Origin of the sequence: Pandoraea sp. ISTKB, assembly GCF_001721285.1 — a bacterium.
Taxonomy (GTDB): Bacteria; Pseudomonadota; Gammaproteobacteria; order Burkholderiales; family Burkholderiaceae; genus Pandoraea; species Pandoraea capi.
This window is the reverse complement of record NZ_MAOS01000039.1, coordinates 149398-169211: the sequence shown is the minus strand read 5'-3', so window position 1 is coordinate 169211 and position 19814 is coordinate 149398. Positions and strand designations below refer to the sequence as shown.

At 64.2% G+C, this 19814-nt stretch carries 14 protein-coding genes; 7 read left to right on the top strand and 7 right to left on the bottom strand.

Annotated elements, in window-relative coordinates; translation table 11 throughout:
- Positions 1–67 precede the first annotated feature (67 nt).
- Entirely contained in the window at positions 68–499 is a 432-nt protein-coding gene (locus A9762_RS15605; protein WP_069342915.1) for a carboxymuconolactone decarboxylase family protein, read from the bottom strand.
- A 149-nt stretch (positions 500–648) separates the two neighbouring features.
- On the opposite strand from A9762_RS15605, the gene A9762_RS15600 reads away from it, so the two are divergent.
- Positions 649–2085, top strand: coding sequence for a PLP-dependent aminotransferase family protein (locus A9762_RS15600; RefSeq protein WP_069342914.1), 1437 nt, complete (start codon positions 649–651; stop codon positions 2083–2085).
- 186 nt (positions 2086–2271) lie between these two features.
- A complete protein-coding gene (gene epsC / locus A9762_RS15595; protein ID WP_069342913.1) occupies positions 2272–3213 on the top strand; it encodes a serine O-acetyltransferase EpsC in 942 nt (313 codons plus the stop codon).
- Positions 3214–3246: 33 nt separating this feature from the next.
- Here the strand turns inward: epsC and A9762_RS15590 are convergent, their stop codons facing one another.
- Positions 3247–4272, bottom strand: a complete 1026-nt coding sequence (locus A9762_RS15590; protein ID WP_069342912.1) for a MerR family transcriptional regulator — start codon at positions 4270–4272, stop codon at positions 3247–3249.
- 209 nt (positions 4273–4481) lie between these two features.
- On the opposite strand from A9762_RS15590, the gene A9762_RS15585 reads away from it, so the two are divergent.
- Complete coding sequence (locus A9762_RS15585) at positions 4482–7160, top strand: penicillin acylase family protein (RefSeq protein ID WP_083253957.1); 2679 nt, start codon at positions 4482–4484, stop codon at positions 7158–7160.
- Between the two features lie 22 nt (positions 7161–7182).
- Here the strand turns inward: A9762_RS15585 and chrA are convergent, their stop codons facing one another.
- On the bottom strand, positions 7183–8550 hold the full coding sequence (gene chrA, locus A9762_RS15580; protein WP_083253956.1) for a chromate efflux transporter: 1368 nt from the start codon (positions 8548–8550) through the stop codon (positions 7183–7185).
- Between the two features lie 102 nt (positions 8551–8652).
- On the opposite strand from chrA, the gene A9762_RS15575 reads away from it, so the two are divergent.
- From A9762_RS15575 to A9762_RS15560, 4 genes are all read left to right on the top strand, one after another.
- Complete coding sequence (locus A9762_RS15575; RefSeq protein ID WP_069342911.1) at positions 8653–9234, top strand: TetR/AcrR family transcriptional regulator; 582 nt, start codon at positions 8653–8655, stop codon at positions 9232–9234.
- A gap of 34 nt (positions 9235–9268) precedes the next feature.
- Positions 9269–10279, top strand: a complete 1011-nt coding sequence (locus A9762_RS15570) for an alpha/beta hydrolase (RefSeq protein ID WP_069342910.1) — start codon at positions 9269–9271, stop codon at positions 10277–10279.
- Positions 10280–10640: 361 nt separating this feature from the next.
- On the top strand, positions 10641–13769 hold the full coding sequence (locus tag A9762_RS15565; RefSeq protein WP_139133245.1) for a deaminase domain-containing protein: 3129 nt from the start codon (positions 10641–10643) through the stop codon (positions 13767–13769).
- A gap of 191 nt (positions 13770–13960) precedes the next feature.
- The gene (locus A9762_RS15560; RefSeq protein WP_083253955.1) at positions 13961–15700 is read left to right on the top strand and encodes an ABC transporter ATP-binding protein; all 1740 of its coding nucleotides are present in this window, start codon (positions 13961–13963) and stop codon (positions 15698–15700) included.
- A 6-nt stretch (positions 15701–15706) separates the two neighbouring features.
- On the opposite strand, the gene A9762_RS15555 is transcribed toward A9762_RS15560, so the two are convergent.
- The 4 genes from A9762_RS15555 to A9762_RS15540 form a co-directional block, all read right to left on the bottom strand.
- On the bottom strand, positions 15707–16369 hold the full coding sequence (locus A9762_RS15555; protein WP_069342908.1) for a cupin domain-containing protein: 663 nt from the start codon (positions 16367–16369) through the stop codon (positions 15707–15709).
- The gene (locus A9762_RS15550) at positions 16360–17571 is read right to left on the bottom strand and encodes an MFS transporter (RefSeq protein WP_069342907.1); all 1212 of its coding nucleotides are present in this window, start codon (positions 17569–17571) and stop codon (positions 16360–16362) included. Before A9762_RS15550 ends, A9762_RS15555 begins: the two co-directional genes overlap by 10 nt.
- Before the next feature lie 145 nt (positions 17572–17716).
- A complete protein-coding gene (locus A9762_RS15545) occupies positions 17717–18523 on the bottom strand; it encodes a helix-turn-helix domain-containing protein (protein WP_069342906.1) in 807 nt (268 codons plus the stop codon).
- 76 nt (positions 18524–18599) lie between these two features.
- The gene (locus A9762_RS15540) at positions 18600–19778 is read right to left on the bottom strand and encodes a CynX/NimT family MFS transporter (protein ID WP_069342905.1); all 1179 of its coding nucleotides are present in this window, start codon (positions 19776–19778) and stop codon (positions 18600–18602) included.
- Positions 19779–19814 lie beyond the last annotated feature (36 nt).

The window sequence follows — 19814 nt, the reverse complement described above, 5'->3', positions numbered from 1 at the left end:
TAGATTACCGAACGGCGAAAAAGGTGATCGTGAGGTCGCGATTCAACTTTTCCGCCATCGTCAATCGTTACTGACGCATCCCGATCGCCAGACGGTTGAATGCGCTCATCAGGGCGATGGCGAACGTCAGGTCGGCGATTTCGGTGTCGCTGAAGTGCTCGCGCAGCGGATCGAACGCTTCGTCAGGTGCATGCGTCTGGTCGATGGCGACGACCGATTCCGTCCACTCCAGCGCTGCGCGCTCACGGGCGGTGTAATGCGAACTCACGCGCCAGCCGGCGAGGCTGTCGATCTTGTGATCGGGCATGCCGTCCTTGCGGAGCGCCTTCGCATGCATCTCGAGGCAGAACGAGCAACCGTTGATTTGCGACGTGCGCAGATACACCAGCTCGATCAGCGCCTTGCCAAGCGTGCTCTTCTCCAGTGCCTTCTTCGTGGCAGCAAATCCCTGATAGGCCTCGGACGACAACGTGTAATAGGACAAACGAAGCGTGCTCATCAAAATTCTCCAAAAAAGTGGGGGCGCGGGGTGCGCATCAAGTGCAATCAAGAACGAATGGCGGGGGCTTGTCGCAACGTCACCAATTTACGAGAATCATGTCCTAGTGTTCAGATGCAAGAATTGACGAAATCAATAGGACATTCCGGATGGACTATCCCTATCTGAAGCCCGGACCCGGCGACGACGCGCCGCTCTACCTCCAGCTTTACCGCCGCTACCGCGACGCCATCGCGAGTGGAAAGCTTCGTGCGGGCGACCGGGTGCCGTCGGTGCGCAGCCTCGCCAGCGAACTCAATCTGGCGCGCGGCACCGTCGAGCTGGCCTATCAGATGCTCACCAGCGAAGGCTACTTCATTCCCCGGGGCGCGGCGGGAACGTTTGTGTCCCCGCGTCTGGAGCATCTCGGCGAGACGGCGCCGCCGGTCGCGACGCCCTCGCCGCAACCTTCCGTGCCGAGAGATGCGCTGGCGGCGGTCGGCGCGCCGCGTCCGTTTCAGTTGGGACTGCCCGCACTCGACGCCTTCCCGCGCAAGACCTGGGTGCGTCTCGCCGGCAGGAGCTTGCGGGTCATGGATCTTGCGTCGATGTCCTATCCCGAGTCGGCGGGCTATGCGCCATTGCGCCACGCGATCGCAACGTATCTCGGGATCTCGCGCGGTATCGCCTGCACCGCCGAACAGGTCTTCGTCACGCCCGGCTACCGCGCCGCGCTCGATCTTGTGTGCCGAACCCTGATCGAACCCGGCGCGCAAGGCTGGTTCGAAGACCCCGGCTATCCATACGCCCGGCATTTCCTCGAGAGCATCGGTATGCAACTCGCGTCGATTCCCGTCGATGACGAGGGGCTCGATGTCAATGAAGGCGTCAAACGCGCGCCGAATGCCCGCTTCGCTGTCGTCACGCCTACGCATCAGAGCCCCACGGGCACGACACTGTCGTTACCCCGCCGGCTAGCACTGCTCGAATGGGCGGGGCAACAGCAGTCCTGGATCGTGGAGGACGACTACGACAGCGAGTTCCGCTATCACGGACGTCCGTTGCCCGCGCTCAAGAGTCTCGATCACGACGGCCGGGTGCTTTACACGGGAACGTTCAGCAAGGTGCTGTTCCCCGGCCTGAGGCTTGCCTATCTCGTGGTGCCACAGGCGCATATCGAGCGCTTTGCTGCGTCGGCCAGTCAACTGGGTGGCCCCGGCTCGGTGCACGTGCAGGCCACCGTTGCGGACTTCATGGAGCAGGGGCATTTCGCCCGGCATTTGCGCAAGATGCGCTCGCTCTACGCCGAGCGACGCCAGTACCTCGGCGATGCGCTCACCGACGTCTTCGGCGACGATCTGTATGTGCAACCGCAAGCGGGCGGCATCCAGACGTTGGCGTATCTGCGCAATGCCCTCGCCAGACGCGGCGACGTGCCGCTCTCCGAAGCCGCGCACGTGCAGGGACTCGCTGTGCATGCGCTCAGCCGCTGGTATGGCGGCAAGGCGTCGCGCTCGGGCTTGCTCATGGGGTTCACGAATCTCCCCGATATGGCCACGGCGATGGCGTTGAGCCGACGCCTCAAGGCGGCTATCGAATCGCCGTAAGCCACAACGCCCGGCGCGCATTCGGGCGATCCGCGACGATTCAGGGCGAAGGGCGATAAGACCACGTCAGGACAGGTGCCTTCGAAACCCGCTATGCTTCTCGGATTGGCGCTCGCGCGTCCCCCGATTTCGTGCAACGGCAGCGCATGCGCCGTCTGCACCTCATGCTTCTCAGGAGTTTCCCCCGTGGCAGCGTTCGACATCGACGGTATCGTTTCCTCATTGCATGACGCCCGCTTGCGCTGGCGCGATGGTCAGCGCCGGCTGCTCGAATCCGGCGGTCGCGATCTGCCGTCGCGGGAGCGTCTGGCGGACATCGTCGTGCAACTCAAGGGCGCGCTGTTCCCGATGCGGCTCGGGCCGCTCGATCTGCATCATCAAGGCGAGAACTACTACGTCGGCCACACGCTCACGAGCGCCCTGAACGGTCTTGCCGAACAGGCCCGGCTCGAATGGCGCTACAAGGCGCGTCACGACGCCGATATCACGGCAGCGCTGATCGAGGAACGCGCGCACTCGGCCATCCAGCAATTCGCGAGCCGGCTTCCGGAGATTCGCGGGCTGCTCGATCAGGATGTGCTGGCGGCCTATCAGGGCGACCCGGCGGCGGGCAGCGTGGACGAAGTCCTCATCTGCTATCCGGGCATTCACGCGATGATCCATCACCGGATCGCGCATGAGTTGTATCGTCTGGAATTGCCGCTGCTCGCGCGCATCATCGCCGAACAGGCGCACTCCGAAACGGGCATCGACATTCACCCCGGTGCGCAGATCGGCGCGGGCTTCTTCATCGACCACGGCACCGGTGTGGTGATCGGCGAGACGGCGATTCTCGGCCAGCGAGTGCGCGTCTATCAGGCCGTCACACTTGGCGCAAAGCGCTTCCCCGCAGACGACGACGGCAATCCGCGCAAGGGGTTGCCGCGTCACCCGATCGTGGAAGACAACGTCGTCATCTATGCGGGCGCGACGATCCTCGGACGCGTCACGATCGGGGAAGGCTCGGTCATCGGCGGTAACGTCTGGCTCACGCAGGACGTGCCCCCGTTCAGCAACATCACGCAAGCCCGCTCGCGCACCGAAGCCGGTTCGCCGCCGGTCTCCGGTTGCGATAACGACCGCGCCTGATCGCGACCCGCATTCTCCCGGCGCGGCGTGCCGTCAAACCATCAACGGGGGCGCTGCGACGCGAGCACGAACGTCGGGCGATGCGAGACACGTCGCTACGGCCTCGAATCCCGGCGCGCCCGCGTAAGGCGCGACGCGTACGGGAGGGCTGTGGTTCGCGGGACACAGAATGATGGCTTCATGTGGACCGACGGCGCTTAGGTCGAGAATCGAGGACGAGCGGGTCATCAGGAAGCAGGGTGGCTTGCGAGGTCCGACCGCATGGCGCAGATAGCGAATCAACGCCTCCTGCGTGGGTTGCGTCAGTTCCTGTTCGACCATGTCAATCACAAGTGCGCCTGCACGTTCGGCTTCCAGTGCGACCAGCAGGACCGTCAACGCCTGTGACGACTCGGCGCCGTCGTCCAGCAGCCACCCTTCGGCGCGGGTAACCGCGGATCGCAATGCCGCGTTGTGTTCCAACGACTGAAGGGCATGCGCGACAGACGTCTCCTGCAAACGGTCCAGCCCAAGAAACGTCCCACCGGGCATCGCCTGCGCCAACTGCATCGCCAACCGTGTCTTACCGCTGCCCAGCGAGCCGATGATGTAGTTCAGCGGCCGGATGTCCCGCATCTCGAACCGCTCGCGACCCCACGGCCATGGCAGATCGAACGCAACGCTCGGCGCTGCCTGCTCGATAAGACCCGGTAATTCGCCCTCGGCGGGCATCCGTCCCGCGTCCAATCCCGCCCGCAAACTCCGGACCGTGTCCATACGATGCAGGCGCTCGCGGATCTCGCCATCCAGCGTCGCTTCGTGGATGGCCAATGCGTCCGCGAGGGTCTGGCGGTCGCCTTTGAGCACGCTGGCCACCTGTGCAAGGTTCAAACCCAATGCGCGAAGGGCGACGACTTCCGCGGCGCGCGCCATCTCGGCGGCGTCGTAGACACGATATCCCGCCGTCGTTCTGGCCGGACTGAGCAACCCATGCTGCTCGTAGAGTCGTAACGCCTTGTTCGAGACGCCAAGCCGGCGGGCGGCATCCGACGCGTTAAGTCGCACAGCAAAATCGTTCATCGTTCACCTCTGAGTGTTGACCGGGTGACGCCATGCTCGGGCCGTCCCCAAGGGACAGGTCAACGACATTCGACCGGTTTTCTGACCGGTATCCGACACTACGCAACGGAGCCATTGCTGTCGAACTATTTTCGGAATAATTAACCGACCGGTCGGTTTTACTATGTTAGGCTTCAAGGCGCTGGCTCATAACAATTACGGAGACATGAATGACCTTGATTTCTCGCCCGACCGTTTCCTCACCTTCATCGATTGCCGCGCTCGGGCACGCCCGAACGCAAGGTGTGCGCCTTAACCGTCATCGCCTCTCGGCAAGTGTCGCGGCGTCGCTGTTGAGTCTGGCACTGACGGTGCCGCTGGTGGCAACCGCCGCCCCGGGTGCAACGGTCGCGGCGGCATCCGCCGATAAAGTCCCCGGCCGCACTGACGTGACGATCAAGCGTGACGAGTTCGGCGTGCCGCACATCTATGCCTCGACGACCTATGCGCTGTTCTACGGTTATGGCTACGCCATTGCGCAGGATCGTCTGTTCCAGATGGAGATGGCGCGGCGCAGCACGCAGGGCACCGTCGCAGAAGTGCTGGGCGAGAAATTCGTCGATTTCGACAAGTCGATTCGCGGCAATTACTGGCCCGCGTCGATCCGCCGCCAATTGGCCGATCTGCCCCAACGCGAGCGGGATATTCTCGACGGCTACGCCGCAGGCATGAACGCATGGATTGCACAGATCCGCGCGCAACCGTCTACGCGCATGCCGAAGCAATTCAATGACCTCGGCTTCCAGCCCGCGAACTGGGACGCGTTCGATGTCGCGATGGTTTTCGTCGGCACCATGGCCAACCGATTCTCGGATGCGACCAGCGAGATCGACAATCTGGCGCTGGTGACAGCCCTCAAGGACAAATACGGCCCGCAGAAGGGCATGGCATTGTTCGATGAGCTGAAGTGGATCACGAACCCGGATGCGCCATCGACCGTGCCTGCCGCCGAAGGCGTTTATCCGGTCAAGGTCGGCCCGTCGACGGGTGCGCCGATGCAGCCGCTTGCCCGCTACGACGGTCCCGCGCCGACCTTCGCACGTCTGGCTCGCGGTAGTGACGGCGCGTTGCTGCATCAGGACGCCGAGACCAACGCAGCCACGATGCTCGCGCAGTTCGCGGAGTCCGGACAGCCCGGTCCGGCAGGCTTCCCGACGACGAGCAACATGTGGATCGTCGGCAAACAAAAGGCGCGCGACGCCCGCGCCATCATGCTCAACGGCCCGCAATTCGGCTGGTTCGCGCCGGCTTACACCTATGGCATCGGGCTGCACGGCGCTGGCTTCGATCTTGTGGGCAACACCCCGTTCGGCTATCCCTGCATTCTGTTCGGCCACAACGGCAAGATTTCATGGGGCTCGACGGCAGGCTTTGGCGACGACATCGACATCTATGCCGAGAAGCTCGACCCGGCGAACCCGAACCGGTATTTCCACAAGGGCCAATGGCACGACATGGAAAAGCGTGTCGAGATCATTCGGGTGAACGGCGCCGAGCCGGTCGTGCAGGAGGTCTATCGCACGGTGCACGGTATCGTCATGCAGCGCGACGCGAAACAACACATTGCGTACGCCAAGGCGCGCGCGTGGGATGGCCTCGAAGTCCAGTCCCTGCTCGCCTGGACGCATCAGGCACAGGCGCAGGACTGGAAGTCGTGGACGGCACAGGCTGCGCGCCATGCGCTCACGATCAATTGGTACTACGCCGACGTGTCCGGCAATATCGGTTACGTGCATACGGGGGCGTATCCGGCGCGTCAGCCGGGGCATGATCCGCGTCTGCCGGTGCCGGGCACCGGCGAGTGGGACTGGAAGGGTCTGCTGCCGTTCTCGACCAACCCGAAGGTCTACAACCCGAAGCAAGGCTGGATCGCCAACTGGAACAACTCGCCGCAGAAGGGCTATCCGGCGAGCGATCTGTTCGCGTTCGTGTGGGGCGGGGCAGACCGCGTCGTCGAGATCGACAATCGCATTGAAGCGCATGACAAGCTGGGCGTCGACGAGATGTGGCAAATCCTGAAGGACACGAGCGCCGTGGACGTCAACCGTACGCACTTCCTGCCGTTCATCGAAGGCGCCACCGCGAATCTGCCCGCCACCGACGCACGCCGTCAGCTCGCGATGCAGCTTGCCGCGTGGAACGGTCTGGCTCGCGACGCGGGGCACACCGGTCACTACGACACCGCAGGCCCGGCCATCATGGACGCATGGCTGAGCGCGATGCTCAAGCGGACGCTGGGCCAAGTGGTGCCCGCGCCGTACGACAAGTGGTTCCTGGCCAGCGGTTATGCGGCGCCGCAGGACGGCCCGACGGGTTCGCTCAACATCGGCAACGGCAGCAAGGTCCTGTACGAAGCCTTGCGCGGCGACAAGTCGGGCGTGCCGCAGACCTTCGACATCTTTGGCGGTCAACCCCGCAACGACGTGATTCTGGCGGCGCTGGACGACACGATGGCATCGCTCAAGACGAAGCTCGGGCCGGACATGTCGGCGTGGCGTGCACCGACTGTGCCGCTGACGTTCCGCGCGAACAACTTCTTCGGCATCCCGCAGGCCAACGCTGCTGAAGCGGTGCGTACGCCCGTCTACATGAACCGGGGGACGGAGAACGACCTGATCGTGTTCGGTCCGACGGGTAGCCGGGCGAAGGTCGCGGCTTACGACGTCGTCGCGCCGGGGCAAAGCGGCTTCATCGCCCCGGACGGCACGCGTTCGCCGCATTACGCGGATCAGTTGGAGATGTACACGTCGTTCGGCCGCAAGCCGTTGTGGCATGACCCGGCGGACGTGAACCGCGCGGCGAAGTCGGTGGAACGTCTGCACATCGAACGTCTGTCCGACGCGCAGTAATCGGCAATAGCGAACGTCGCTCTCAGACGATCCCCGCCGCCCCGGCGATGGCGCATAACGCGACCACCGCCAGCGGCGGGGCTTTCCAGCGCACCAGCAGAACAAACGCGATGACGGCCACCGCGAAGTCGGCCGGCGCATGCACGGCGCTCGTCCACACGGGCGAATACAGCGCCGACGCGAGAATGCCGACGACAGCCGCGTTGACGCCGGCCAGCATGGCTGCCGTGATGGGGTGTGAACGCAATGCCTGCCAATGCGGCAATGCAGCGACGACCAGCAGCAGCCCCGGCAGGAAGATGCCTACCGTGGCGAGTACCGCGCCTGACCACGCGTGCGACGGCCCGCTGGACAATCCGCCGAGAAATGTCGCGAATGTGAACAACGGCCCGGGCACGGCCTGCGCAGCGCCGTAGCCTGCCAGAAAGTCGTTCGCGGACACCCATCCCGATGCCACGGTCTGCTCCTGAAGCAGGGGCAGCACGACGTGTCCGCCACCGAAGACCAGTGCGCCCGAGCGATAGAAACCGTCGAAGATGGCGATCGCCCGGCTTTCGGTCAGAGGGTGCAAGGCAGGGAGTCCGAACAGCAGGACGCAAAACACGATCAGCGCGAGGACGCTCGCGGTTCGGGAGACAGGAAAGCGCAGCGACGCAGCTGCGTCCGTCGGCGCGAGTCCTTCCGTGCGCAGCAGCGCAAAGCCGAGCAGTGCGCCGAGCGCAATCACGATGAGTTGTGCGTAGACGCTCGTCGTCAAGGCAAGGGTGGCCACGGCGGCCAGTGCAATGCCGGCACGCCGCGTGTCGGGACAAAGCCGTCTTGCCATGTCCCACACGGCTTGCGCCACCACGGCGACCGCGACCAGCTTCAGGCCATGCAATACACCGCTACCGATCGATCCACCCAGTTGCGGCGCGACGAGGGCGAATCCCAGAAGCAGTAGCGCCGAGGGCAGAGTAAAGCCGCACCACGCCGCAAGACCACCCAGCCACCCGGCCCTTAGCAGGCCGAGCGAGAACCCGACCTGGCTGCTCGCCGGTCCGGGCAGAAACTGACATAACCCCACCAGATCGGCGAAGCTCGCATCGTCGAGCCAGCGGCGCCTCTGCACGAACTCACGACGGAAATAGCCGATGTGCGCCACCGGCCCGCCGAAACTCGTCAGGCCGAGGATGAGAAAGGCGCAGAGCACGTCGAATGCCTCGCGCGACCGAGGGCGTGCCTCGGTGTTCGGGGAGAGGTCGTTCTTCAAAGGACAGGCGTACGAAAGCCGGAAGCCGAAGTCTCGCGAGCATAGCAGCGAAGCCGTGACCTTGGGGTGACGTTGGCGTACGGCATCGTTTTGCCGCGAAACGCGCGTGATGCCGATGGCGGAGCTTCCGCATTTCATGAGGTGTGGCGACATCCGTTGCTTGATCGGTTCACCGTTAACTAATATGATTAGGAAATTGGCTTATTTAAGTAGGTTTGATGTGAGAGTGCGAGGGATACGATGGTCAGAGCGGGATTGACGCTGGAACGTCTGGTAGAAGGGGGCGCAGAACTGGCCGACGAGATTGGTTTCGAGCAACTCAGCGGGGCAGCGCTCGCGCGGAAGTTCGATGTGCGTCTGCCGAGTCTGTACTCGCATGTGAAGAATCTGAACACGCTCAAGGCCGAGATCGCCATGCTCGCGCTCGCACAGCTTGCCGACGCGGCCATGCAAGCGATGGCGGGTCTCTCCGGGCGCGAGGCGCTGCAAGCGCTGGCGGATGCCCATCGCGACTACGCACGTCGGCATCCGGGACGCTTCACCGCGGCACGTCACCCGCTGACGTCGGCACAGGCGGCGGCGAGCGCCGGTCCGAAACTGACGCAATTGATCCGCGCCGTGCTGCGTGGCTATGGCGTGCCGGAGGACGAGCAAGTCCATGCCGTTCGCTTCCTCGGTGGTTTCCTGATGGGTTACATCACGCTCGAACTGGCGACAGGTTTCTCGCACAGTGCACCCGGGCCCGACATCTCATGGCAACGCAGCCTCGACGCGCTCGACGCGTCCCTCCGGCACTGGCCGTCGACGCCCGGCGCTAATTGACGCGTCGCATCTTTCTTCTACCGAATCGAAAGTCATGAATTCACCTGTGGACGGCGTGCGAGTTCCCGCACGCGTTATCCCTTTTCCCGAGAGTGTCAGCGCCGAGGCCCAGGCGGCATTACGTCGTCTGGTCAATGCGGACGGCGTGCCGTTCAATGCCTTGCACACGACACCGTTACCGGATGACATCGACGGCTGGACGCGCTTCAAGGCCGCCGCCGACGCGCAATACCGTGCCGCGATGGCGCAGTACGCGGGCCAGTTGCGTTCGTCCGTGCAGACGCTGACGCTCGGGAACGCGACGGCCCATGTCGCCACACCGCCCGGTCTCGTCACGGACGATGTCGTCTACGTGGACCTTCACGGCGGAGGCCTGGTCCTCGGCGAGGGCGATGTTTGCCGGATCGGTGCGCAGATGCAGGCCGACCAACTCGGCGTGCGCTGTTGGGGCATCGATTACCGGATGCCACCGGCGCATCCGTATCCCGCCGGACTCGACGACTGTCTGACGGTGTATCGCCATCTGCTGCGCGAATACTCGCCGGAGAAGATCGTGATCGGTGGCCGTTCGGCGGGGGCGAATCTTGCTGCGGCCATGGTGCTGCGCGCACGCGACGAAGACTTGCCGCTGCCCGGCGCGCTGGTGCTGTTGTCGCCGGAACTCGATCTGACGGAGTCCGGCGACAGCTTCGAACTCAATCAACGGGTGGACGTGCTATTGCCCAGGTCGTTGATGTCGAACAATCTGCTGTATGCCGCAGGCGCCGATTTGTCCGATCCGTACCTGTCGCCGTTGTTCGGGGATTTCAGCAAGGGTTTTGTGCCGACGTTCATCCAGAGCGGGACACGCGATCTATTCCTGTCGAACGCCGTGCGCATGCACCGGGCGTTGCGTCGCGCGCGTGTGCCGTGTGAGCTGCATATCTTCGAAGCGATGCCACACGGGGGATTCATGGGCGCACCGGAGGATCGGGAGTTACGTGCCGAGGTGACGCGCTTCGTGCACGAGCATCTATCCATTGCCGACGTGGTGCACGCGGATTGACACGGTCGACGACGGCGGACGTCATCGGCCAATGCCCAATGTGATGGCGTTGCACGGTGCGATCGTCAACTCTGGCACAACTGACGGTTCGTTTCAGCAATCACGCGGCGTCTTGCCGCGTTAGCGTTCTCTCCCGGCTGCGTAATGCGATCCGGCGTGCATTTGCACGATGGCCATTCGCAGCACGATTCACGGAGGAATGCTGAATGACTCGAATGCATCAGGCGGCGCCGCACCACGCGCATCGTCGTACCACGCGTTGCCGCGCAGCCCACGGCCCGCGTTTGCCGATGACTGGCATGCGGGCCGAGCGTCGCGCCATACGAGTGCGCGCCATGGCCTCCGGCAGCGCACGAGCCGTGTGCTAGCGACGCCCGCCACACCCGCGATGGCCGTCACGCCGGATCGGACGACAGCGCGAGAGGCTTCATACGCCGTTTTTGCATTGGCATTGCTGACCGTCGGCGGGCTCGCTTCTGCGGCCACAGTGTCCGGCGCGCGCGTACCGACCCGCCGGGATCTCGTCGAGGCAACGCACGCCGTCGCCGCGCCGACGGTCTTGCCGCAGGCGAGCATCACGTCCGGCATCTTCGGGCTGCTGGACATGGGGACGACCTCGGACGTGCGTGCCATTGCGCCGGCCTGTCTTCCGTCTGCCGACGTCAGGCCGTTGGGCAGGGCGCCGTCGCTGGTGGCGGGCGTCGATGCGTCGAGCGCCGGACACTTCGCGTATCGACAGGACGTGCAGCGCGCAGTGGTGATGCTGATCCGCGAGGCCGTGGCCGCCGCCGACCCCGAAACGCGCGAGGTATTCGCCAACGCCGAAATGCTGATGCCTTTTCGCATGCATCTGAACCTGGAGCGCGCCGCGGGACCGCAAACGCCGGAGACACCCGGAACGCCAGCGCGCCGCACGACGTTCGAGGCCACTCATGCGATCTTGCTGATGCTACGCAGCCCGGACGGCGCATGGCGCGAGTACGCGCTGTCGCTCTCCGACAAGGCGCCCGGGCTCATCTCCGAGCTGTTAAATTGCGTGCCGCGTCACACCTTCTGGCCCCGATGCTATGCCAGCACGCACGGCCCGACACTCTGGGGGCGTGACTGGCCGTCCATCGAGTCCAGGATTCACGAAGACGACCAGTTGCGCTTCTGGACGCAACGGGCCGGGGCGCCCATTACGCCGGGGTGGCCGTCGCCGAACGCGTCGGTGCTCGATTCTCCAGACATGGAGGAGATTGCGGAGTTGCTGATCGACACCGTCACACAGCATTTGCCTCGTGATCGTCGGCACGCACCGGCGGAATCGGCGGCGCCGTCAGATTCGCTCAGTTCGCCTGCCGCGCGACCGCGACGGCACGCTGCGTCGGGCGACCCTCGGGCGCTCGATCGGGCGAAGGGGCTGGCCGCACGAATGACGCTCGCGGGGTTTGAGTGTCTGGCGGCGGTGGTGCGTCCGGAATCGCTGCGCAAGGACGCACTGGCCTTACTCGCGCACTTGTGGCCGGAGACGCCTGCGCCATTGCCCCACGAGGGACATCCGACTTATGAACGCGAATCGTTCGAAAGTGAACTGGGACGGGGCGTGCAGTGGACGTTGCCGCCCGATGTGTACGTCGAATACCGCCCCGAGTTGACGCAGAACGGTGTACAAGTCTTCGAAGTCGACGGGGTGCTCTACGGCGCGACCGTCGCTCACACGCGCAAGCATGCGTCCAATCTGCGTCCCCTCGATGACATACGGGCCGAGGCAGGACCTTACACGTTGTGCCGTATCTCGAGGGGGTTGGGGACGGACGTCGACGGCATGTGTCTCGAATGTCATTCCGAACGGCAAGGCGAGGTCACGGTGACGGAGCAGGGCGCGACGGTGACGCAGCATCAGGTCATCGAGGCGTCGCCCGTACTGCGCTTGCGTGTGGCGGTCTATGCGCAGCAATTCGAGGCGCCGGACGGCCATCGACGATTCTTCGCGTTCGGGCGGCTCGGGACGTTCGACGAAGACGATGTCCCCCACGTCGGGCCGGATTCCCCGGTGGTCGATGCATCGGTCTACGTGCGAACGCTGGACGGCGAGATGACCTTCTTCGAGCAGGCAACCTCGGACGGCCCGGTCGGCGGCCGACGTGTGCATATCACCCTCGGCGGCATGGAGATCGCCGTACCCTTCGGCACGTATCGGGATCGTCACGGCAAGCTCTATGGCGTGGTTCAACTCTCGCATGACGTCTACTACCGCTTCTTCCTGCCCGACATGGAGGCGCATGAAGCGCCGCGTCACGTCCGGCTGCGACGGCGCGATGCAGAGCATCAGGATATTCGGGAGTACCGCATTGCGCAGCGCCATCGCGCGGCTGCGGAAAACGCGATTGTGCTGCCGACGATTTCCTACGGGGAGACACGCACGTTGTTGCAGTTGTATTTGCGCATGTGGGCGCAGGCGCCATCACCGTCGCAAGTCTGGCGCGGGCTGGAGGATGTCCCATTGTCTGTGAGCGAGGCGCGGCAAGCCGTGCAGCAGCTCACGCATGCGATCGAACGTCGGGTGGCGGCAGCCAGAGGTGAGGCTGCCGGTGCCGATGAAGTGGACGGCGCGCGTGCTCCCGCGTTGCCGGAGGTTGATCCCGCCCTGTTGCCGACGTTTCAACAGCTCTGGACACGCTGGCAGCGATATCCCTCGCAAGCGGATGCCTTCGTCAACGCCGTCGCGCGAGACTTCGTGTCGCGCCCGTCGCCGCTGGCGGTCTGGTCGCAGCTGCCGTTCACTGGCGACGTGCAAACCGCGCGGGAAGTATTGGCGCTCTTCGATGAGGTCTTTCCAGGGATGTCGGGGCTTCAGGCACTGGTCACCGGCGCGGCACGGGCGTCGCGCGACGTGCAGAACCGACTGCGCATGCTGGCCGGCAACGCGAACATCGCGTTGGCCGAGGTGACCCTGGCCGACGGCACACGCGTGATCTACTACTGCATGTCCGGGCTGCAACGCACCCAGTTGCCGACCAACGCCCCGACGGTACGTTTCGTGGATGCAGGTCAGGCATATGCACAACGGCAACACAGCGTTGTTCATCAGAAAAACGCACGGCGTCGGGGCGAACCGACGGAGCCGCCGGCGTTGCGTCTGGCCATCGCCGACGCCAACATGCCGACTTATCAATCGGCAACGGGCGAAACGAAGTCGCGCACACTGGACACCGAGCGGCTGATTCTGGCGCAGATTTATGCCGATCACCCGGCGGGCGAAGGCGTTGTGCGCTCCATTGTGATGTGCTCACGGCTGCCGTTCTGCGATTCGTGTGCCGTGAATCTCGCCATGGCGCCGTATCACTATCCGGATGCGGAACTTCGGTTCTACTACATCGCCCCGTCGCCGCGTGAGCGTACGCCGACAACGGCGACACCGTCGTTGCTCTCCACGACAGCGGGGCCGAAGCCGACACCGAGACGTCGTCCGGGCGGGGATGGTGCACACGTGCATTCGACGCTGTAACCGCGACGTCAGCGCGTTTTTCCCCTATATTGACCCGTCTTGACGTCAATCGTGTCGAGTGACCGGTTGACGTGAGCGCCAGGCCGCCAGCCGTCCGGCGGCCTGGCGAACAGATGGCCGCAGTCCCGTGCATTTCCGCGGGTTTCCCGAATTCATCCCTGCATTCTTCAGCGAAAAGGAGCGACGAACGCATGACGGCGCCCGATGTTTCCCAGCGCAAACCCGCCATCGGCCTCGGCAGCGCCGCTCGCGATCTTTACCGGGCGCTTTGGCGCCACGCGCAAGGCGTTCGCGCGCATCTGCTGGGGGCGGCCGGGTTGCTGTCGGCGGCACAATTGCTACGACTGACCATGCCGTGGCTCGCGGCGCAGGCCATCAACGCACTTCAGCAGGGCGACATGACGGCGGCGGGGCGTTGGATCGTCTGTCTCGTGGGCATCTATCTGCTGTCCTGGCTCCTGCATGGCCCGGGGCGCATTCTCGAGCGCAATGTCGGTGTGCGCGTGCGTGTCCGTCTGGCGGATCTACTTTATGCGCGCATTGCTGCCGCACCGCTCGCATGGCGCGACGGCAGGCACTCTGGCGAGCTGCAACATCGTGTGGTGCAGTCGAGCCGCGCGCTTTCCGATTTCGCGCAGAACCAGTTCGGTTATCTGCAAAGCGCGTTCAATTTCGTCGGTCCGATCGTGGCGCTTGCCTTGCTTTCGCGTACGAGCGGCACCATTGCCGTGACCGGCTACGTCGTCATCGCCGTCATCATTCTGCGTTTCGATCGCGTGTTGATGCAGCTCGCCCGCGCCGAGAACGATGCCGAGCGACGTTATGCGGCCGCGTTGCTCGATTTCGTCGGGAATGCCGGAACGGTCATCGGTCTGCGATTGCAGGCCGCCTCGCGCAAACTGCTGGGGCACCGCATGGATGCGGTGATGGTGCCATTGCGGCGAACGGTGACGGTCAACGAAGGCAAATGGTTCGCCGTCGACATTCTCGGCATGGGGCTGACCTGGATCCTCGTCGTGGTCTACGTATTGCAGTCGCGCGAGCCGGGACAGGCGGTGATGCTGGGCACCGTGTTCATGATTTACCAATACGCACAGCAGGCGGCGACGGTCGTGGGCGCGATGGCGTCCAACTTCCAAAGTTTCGCCCGCATGCATACCGACTACGGCAGCGCCGAGCCGATCTGGGCGGCCCCGGGTGACCCCGATGGTGCGGTGCCGGCCGTGATCGCCGATACCCCCTGGGAAACGCTGGCCTTGCGTCACGTGTCGTGGCAGTACGCGGACGACGCGCGTGGTGGTCTGCGCGGTGTGGATCTCGTGCTGCGTCGCGGGTCACGCGTGGCGCTGATCGGCCCGAGCGGTGGTGGCAAGAGCACGTTGCTGAGAACGCTCGCGGGCCTCTATCTTCCGCAAAGCGGCGAACTGCTTTGCGACGGCAAGGCAACGGACTGGTCGGCATTACGAACGCTCGCCACGCTGATTCCGCAGGAAGCCGAGGTATTCGAGGCGAGTGTGGAAGAGAACCTGACGTTCGGCGAGCCGGCAGATGCACAAGCGTTGACGGCGGCCGTTCACGCGGGGGTTTTCGACGATGTTCTGCAACACCTTCCGGATGGCTTGTCCAGTACTCTGAACGAGCGCGGCAGCAATCTCTCTGGTGGACAGCGACAACGGTTGGCGTTGTCGCGCGGCGCACTGGCTGCGCAGGGCAGTTCGTTGCTGCTGCTTGATGAACCGACGAGTGCCCTCGATCCGCTCGCCGAGGGCCGCGTTTTCGACCGCATGTACGCGGCCTTTCCGACGGCATGCATCGTGGCGTCGGTTCACCGTCCGAGTCTGCTCGAACGTTTCGACACCATTGTGGTGATGGAGGGCGGGCGTGTCGTGGATGCCGGGCCGAGAGACGAAGTGCTGGCCAGACGGACCTGAACGTTGTCAGGCCTGCACAGGCGGCATATAGATTTTGCGGTAGACGCAGACGCCGTCTGATCCCGCTGTCAGCATGATGGCGTCACCTGCGGGTAGCCGAATCCAGCTTCCTGCGGGAAGCGTCGCGCCATCGAGCAGGAGGGTTCCCGCGGTGACGAGTACCTCGACGATGTGCGATGTCTCGCCGCACCGGATCGTCTCGTTCGCATGAAGGCGCCGTAGCTCGACGTGCTCCTGCGCGTCGACGAACAGCACGCAGACTTCGCCACCTGCCACAGGTTTCCAGTGCGAAGCCTCGCGGGTATCCAGGCTGACCGGCTGGTCTTGCGTCGCTGACATCTGCCGCAGTTTGACGAAGATCGTCGCCCCATCGCGACTGGACGGTCGATGCGACGAGCCAGGCGGATTGCGCAGATACCCGCCTGGCGGGTAATCCTGTCCGTCGGCAGAGAACGTACCGGAGAGCACGAAGATTTCCTCGCCGCCCGGGTGATGATGTGCCGGAAACGTACTGTTCGGGGCGTACCTCACGAGACTCGTCGCGCGGGCCTGTTCCGCGCCGATCCGGTCGAGCATGACGCGCTCGACACCGGCTTGCGGCGACGGCACCCAGGTGTATTGCGACGGCGTCACCACGATACGCCGGGAGAAATCGGCATTCACTCGCATGAGGTAACCGCCCGTTGCTTGCGCGCACGGCTCCATTGCAGCCAGACGACGCCCATGACACCGATGACCAGTGGCGGCAACATGAGTTCGGCAATGACGGTCCATCCGAGCGAAGTGAGCAGGCTACCGGAGGCGAAGGAGCCGACGACCATCGCGCCGAATACCACGAAGTCGTTGACCGACTGGACACGCGGCCCTTCCTCGGGGGTATGACACGTGAGCACCATGGCCGACGCGCCGAGGAAGCCGAAATTCCATCCCAACCCCAGCAAGACCAGCGCCAACCAGAAGTGACCGACGCTCAGTCCCGCCATGCCTGCGAACGCCGCGCAGGCGGTGAGTGCGAGACCCAGCAAGACGATACGGTGCGCACCGAAGCGGGTAATCAGGCGGCCGGTAAAGAAGCTCGGCGCGTACATGGCAATCACATGGAGTTCGATGCCGAAGTTCGCGTGTTGACGCGCAATCCCGCACAACTCCATCGCCAGCGGCGCGGACGTCATCATGAAATTCATGAGCGTGTAAGTCACGACACCGCAGAGCATGGCGACGAGCAACCTGGGGTCGCGCAGGAATTCAGATACCGGACGACCTTCATTGCGTGCCCCGCCATGCGCCGGCTGACGATGCGCATCGAATTTGCCACCGGCGAGCACGATGGCAGAACCGAGCGCCACCACGGCGGCCATGAGATAGGTGACGACGTAGGCGTGTGGCGGCCATGCGTTCATGGTGCCGGTGACAAGCTGAGGCCCGAGCACGCCAGCCGCCACCCCGCCGGCGAGGACGGTCGACAGCGCCTTCGGACGCTCATGTGCCGCGACGCACTCGGCGGCTGCGAATCGGAACGTCAGTACGACAGCGGCATAGGCCCCGCCGAAGATCATGGCAAGCGTGAACAACGCAAATGAGTGAACGATGAGCGCGATGGCAGCCAACAGTCCCATGCCGACGCCACAGGCGTTGCCGACGAGAAAGGCGGCGACACGTCCGTGGCGCTTCGTGATGGCCCCCACGGGCAGCGTCGACATTGCCATGCCGAGCACGAATACGGAAATCGGCAACGTGGCGAGTGCCGGGTCGGGCGACAGCATGTGGCCGATGATCGCCGCCGTTGCGTAGACCACCGTCGAGTTGGCGCCGGCAAGCGCCTGGGCGAAAGACAGTCGCAAGACGTTGCGATTTGCGGTCAGGCCTGACATCGTAAGTGGTATTCCTTATACGGCTAGTGAGCGATAGACAAAGTCTGACCTTACGATCGCGCGTTGGCAAACGAGATATTTTGCGTCGGCGACGAAGTTTTTCTTTGCATTAGCGACAAACACCGAATACGTCACGGGGGGCCGATCAACGCGCGACGTTGGTGAATCGGCTCGGGGATGTACCGAAGAGCTGCTTGAACGCGTAGATGAAGGCGGACGGCGTGGCATAGCCGATGGTCAGCGCCACATCGGTCACCGACGCGCTGCTGCGCAGCATCTCAATCGACGCCAGTAGCCGCATACGCTGCCGCCACGCGTGATAGGGCATACCGGTCGCCTTGACGAAGTGGCGCGAAAACGAGCGTGACGACATGAGCGCTAACGCACAGGCGTCTGCCAGTGTATGCGGCAGGTGCGGGTCGGCCTGAATGGCGAGGCAGACTTGCAGCAAACGGGGTTCCGTCGGGAACGGCAACTGGAAGGGGGCGTCCGGAAGCGCTTGCACCAGGTCCAGCAACACGGCGACTTTGCGTGCGTCGGGGCCGCCCGGGTCGTACCGCGTCGGGATGGCCGTGCAGCCATGATGCAGAAACGCGCGAACGAATTCGTCGACCATCACGACGCGCACGCCGGTGTCGGGGAGCAGGGCGATGGCGTCGCGTTCGATGTACAGACTCTCCAGCGCGACGTCCTCGCCAACCCACAACGTATGCGCGCACCGAGGCGGAATCCACATCCCGTAGTCCGGCGGCAGCGTGAAGTTGATGTCACCGGCCTGGACCTGCATCAGCCCGTCGCGCGCGAACAGGAATTGCCACCAAGCGTGTTTGTGCGCGCGCACGCAAGTGCCTGCCGCGATGTGATACGCGCGAAAGTAGACCGGCCGGGGCAGTCTGCGCAACGGCGACGTGTCGATCAGCGTCCACTGTTGGCGGCTGGATCCTGATGGCATGGCAGATAAAGGGGTGGCAGTGATTCGCGAGATGCGTACATTCTATCGAATCCGCGTATGTCACGAACCGAGGGTGTCAGCCGCCAACCGCAGCGGGCTTCATGCGTCGATAGCTCGCGCGAATCGGGATCACCACAGCGATCAACGTCGCGACCGTCAGCAGGCTCATCGTCGCAATACCGTCGACCGCCCCGGTGTGATCGACGGCAACGCCCGCGATCCATGGCGTGACACCGCCGAGCAGGTAGCCGCCCGATTGCGTCACGCCGCTCAGGCGTGTGGCATCGCTGCGTGACGACGAAAATTCCAGCGGTAACAGCAGCGCAATCGGGAACAGGCCACCGGTTGCCACGCCGAGCAGGACCGCCGCCACCCAGGCGGTCTGCGGGAGCACCCATAGCGTGGCCGCACCCACAAGCGCCATCGTGGCGAACAACGTCATTGCGCCCGCCACGCCGAGCCGCAAACCGCGCAGCACGATGGGAAAGCACAGGCTCGTGGCCGTCTGAAGTATCAGAAAAAGCGCGACGAGCGCACCGCCGGTCTGCGGCGAGAACCCCGACGCCTGATAAAGACTCGGCAGCCACGCAACCACGGTGTAGTTCAAGCCCGCTTGCATGCCGAAGAACAGTGTCAGGGCTGCGACTTCGACGCGACGAAGACCGTGCGTGGACGTTGCGGTACCTGTTGCCGTCTCGTTGGCCGAGCCCGGCCACATCGCCCAAAGGACACCGGCAACGACTGCGGGGATGGCCCAGAACGCCAGTCCGCCTTGCCATCCCCCGAGTCCTGTCGACAGCAACGGTGTCGTATAGGCGGCAGCGGCGGAGCCTGCCCCCATGGCGGTGGCGTAAAGCCCCATCGCGGCATGCGTCTTGTCGTGAAACGTCTCCTTGATGAAGCCGCTGAGCAAGGGGCGGATGATGGCGTCGCCGATCCCGACGAGCGCGGCTGTCGCGAGGAGTAACGCATAAGCATCCGCTTTCAGACGCGCCGCCAAACCGATCGCAAGCACGATAAGCGCCACGAGCATCGAGCGTTTCAGGCCGAGCCGACGGTCTAGCGCGTGGCCCAACGGCGATAACACGCCCATGCACACGACCGGAATGGCCGTGAGCAGGCCGAGCGCGCCGCTGCTGAGGTGTAGCGCCGCTTGGATGGTGTCGAGCAGCGGGGATAGCGAGGAGATGCCCGTGCGAAGGCAAAGCCCTGCGCCGAACACCATCAGCCAGGGCAGTAAGGTCTTGCGTTTCATGACGTCGTTCCGAAGGTCTTGCAAGCGTCATGCAAC